Origin of the sequence: Halorubrum halodurans (assembly GCF_002252985.1) — an archaeon.
GTDB classification, from domain to species: Archaea; Halobacteriota; Halobacteria; order Halobacteriales; family Haloferacaceae; genus Halorubrum; species Halorubrum halodurans.
In genome coordinates, this window is sequence record NZ_NHPJ01000133.1 from 1 (window position 1) to 2908 (window position 2908).

Annotated in this window: 2 protein-coding genes; one reads left to right on the forward strand and one right to left on the reverse strand. The window is 66.1% G+C overall.

The features are described from left to right. On the forward strand, positions 1–180 hold a 180-nt coding region (locus DJ70_RS17650; RefSeq protein ID WP_218827819.1), incomplete at its 5' end, for a hypothetical protein. A gap of 243 nt (positions 181–423) precedes the next feature. Here the strand turns inward: DJ70_RS17650 and DJ70_RS15350 are convergent. Next, a complete protein-coding gene (locus DJ70_RS15350) occupies positions 424–2676 on the reverse strand; it encodes an NADP-dependent malic enzyme (protein ID WP_094534519.1) in 2253 nt (750 codons plus the stop codon). Positions 2677–2908 lie beyond the last annotated feature (232 nt).

A 2908-nucleotide genomic window follows, 5' to 3' on the forward strand; every position in this document is an offset into this window, starting at 1 on the left:
ATTTATGTCCGTGAGTATAAGAGGCGTGCTATTGCCTCCGATCTAGCGGGTACTGAACTGAGAGGTGAAGGAGAGGTCGAGATCCGAGGATTCCATCTCAACATCATCAGGGTTAGCCCAAGAGCGCGACAGAGGACTCCCTGTACTGTCACAAATGAATCATCAGTCGTATGGGAGTAACTAATATTGAGGAATCGGCCTGGGTGATTATACACGCATCCAATAAAAAGCGTCGATCACTTCTACCCAATCACATCAGATTCTCTCGTGAAACATATACACCCCGTACTCAGCAGGGTGCTGAAACGCATCAGCAAGTACGGGTTCCGACGCAACCACCTCGAGGTCCGCTCGACGGGCCGAGGGAATCGTGCCGCCAGGCGTCCTCGCGGAGCTCTTCGGGAAAGACCCCGACCACTCAGTTCACTCCTGTGCGTCGACGACCGCGACGCCGGCCAGGTTGACGATGTCCTTCACCTCGTCGCCGCGCTGGAGGACGTGGACCGGCTCGTCCATGCCGACCAGCATGGGACCGATGGCCTCCGCGCCGCCCAGCCGCTGGAGCAGCTTGTACCCGATGTTGCCGGCCTCGAGGTTCGGGAACACGAGGACGTTCGCGGCCTCGTCGAGCTCGGAGAACTCGTAGGTCCCCTCGAGGATCTCGTCGACGACGGCGGTGTCCGCCTGCATCTCCCCGTCGACCGGGAAGTCGACCTCGGGATCGTCGTGGAGGAGCTCGACCGCCTCCCGCGGCTTCCGGGTGCCCTCGTTGTCGACGCTCCCGAAGTTGGAGTACGAGAGGACGGCCGCGCGCGGCTCGACGTTGAACCGCCGGGCGAGGTCGGCGGTGTGGCGGGTGATCTCCGCGAGCGTCTCCCGGTCCGGGTCCTGGTTGACGGTCGTGTCCGCACAGAACACCACCCGGTTCTTGAACGTCAACATGTAGACGCCGGCGACGGTGTCGGTGTCCTCCGCGGAGCCGATCACCTGAAGCGGCGGCCGCAACGCCGACGGATAGTGGTGGGTGAGCCCGGTCAACATCGCGTCGGCGTCGCCCGCCTTCACCATGACGCTCCCGAGGTAGTTCGTGTCCCGGCGGACGAGCTCGTTCGCCTCGCGTCGGGTGATCCCCTTCCGCTTCCGGAGCTCGTGGAGGCGGTCGCCGTACGCCGTGACGTCCCGCTCGTCGGGATCGACGATCTCCGGGCGGAAGGAGAGGCCGAGCTCGTCCGCCGTGCGGGAGATCTCGTCGGCGTCGCCGAGCAGCACCGGCTCGGCGATCCCCTGTTCGGAGAGCTGGTAGGCCGCGCGGATCATTTTCTCGTCGGTTCCCTCCGCGAGCGCGATCCGCTTCGGATCGCTTTTCGCCTTGTTCAACACGACCCGCATCATCTCGCGGGACTTCCCGAGTCGCGCCTCGAGGCGCTCGCGATACTGTTCGAGGTCGATCTCGGTCCGTGCGGACCCGGAGACCATGGCCGCCTGCGCGACCGCGGGCGCGACCTCGAAGAGCACGCGCGGGTCGAGCGGCTTCGGGATGACGTAGTCGGGGCCGAACTGGAGCGGGTCGTCGCCGTACGCCTTCACCACGGCGTCGGGGACGTCCTTTCGCGCCAGCTCCGCGAGCGCCTCCGCGGCGGCGCGTTTCATCTCCTCGTTGATCTCCGTCGCGCGCACGTCGAGCGCGCCGCGGAACAGGAACGGGAACCCGAGCACGTTGTTCACCATGTTCGGGTAGTCGGACCGACCCGTCGCCATGATCACGGTGTCGTCGCGGGCGGCCTTGGCGTCCTCGTAGGTGATCTCCGGGTCCGGGTTCGCCATCGCGAAGAGGACCGGATCGGACGCCATCGACCGGACCATCTCCTGGGAGACGATCCCGCCGACCGAGAGGCCGACGAACACGTCAGCGCCCGCCATCGCGTCCGCGAGGTCGCCGCCCTCGACGTCGCTCGCGAACTCCCGTTTGTACTCGTTGACCTCGCCGGCGTCCGCCCGCGCCTCCGTGATGATCCCGGAGGAGTCACACATCGTGATGTTCTCGCGTTTCGCGCCGAGCGAGACGTAGAAGCGCGCGGTCGCGATGGCGGACGCGCCCGCCCCCGAGAAGACGATCTCGAGGTCGGAGAGCTCCTTGTCGACGATGTCCGCCGCGTTCATCAGCGCCGCGCCGGAGATGATCGCGGTCCCGTGCTGGTCGTCGTGGAAGACGGGGACGTCCATCTCCTCGCGGAGGCGCTCCTCGATCTCGAAGCACTCGGGCGCCTTGATGTCCTCGAGGTTGATCCCGCCGAAGGTGGGCTCCATCGCGGAGACCGCGGTACAGAACGGGTCGACCTCGTCGATGTCCAGCTCGATGTCGAAGACGTCGATGTCGGCGAACCGCTTGAACAGGACCCCCTTTCCCTCCATGACCGGCTTCGACGCGGCCGCGCCGATGTCGCCGAGACCGAGCACGGCCGAGCCGTTCGAGACGACCGCCACCATGTTCCCTTTGGCCGTGTACTCGAAGACCGACTCCGGGTCGGCGGCGATGTCGCGACACGGCGCGGCGACCCCCGGAGAGTACGCCAGCGAGAGGTCTCGCTGGGTGTTCGTGGGCTTCGTCGTCGAGATCTCGATCTTCCCCGGCGGCTCCTCCCGGTGGTACTCGCGTGCGTCGTCGTCCAGTCCCATGAATACCCCCTTTCGGGAACGGAGTAAAAAGCTATCCGTACCCGTCGAGAGTTGTTTTCGACACGCGTCTAACTCGGCTGACATCACCCGGCGTCCGGACCCCGCGGATCGGAGTCGGACCGGGTCGAACTGTTCCCGGCGCTCCGTCCGCCGCCGCGCTCACCGACCCTCCCCGAAGAGGTCGTCGTCGCGCTCGTCGCGATCGCGACCCTCGGCGGCGGACGGAGCGCCG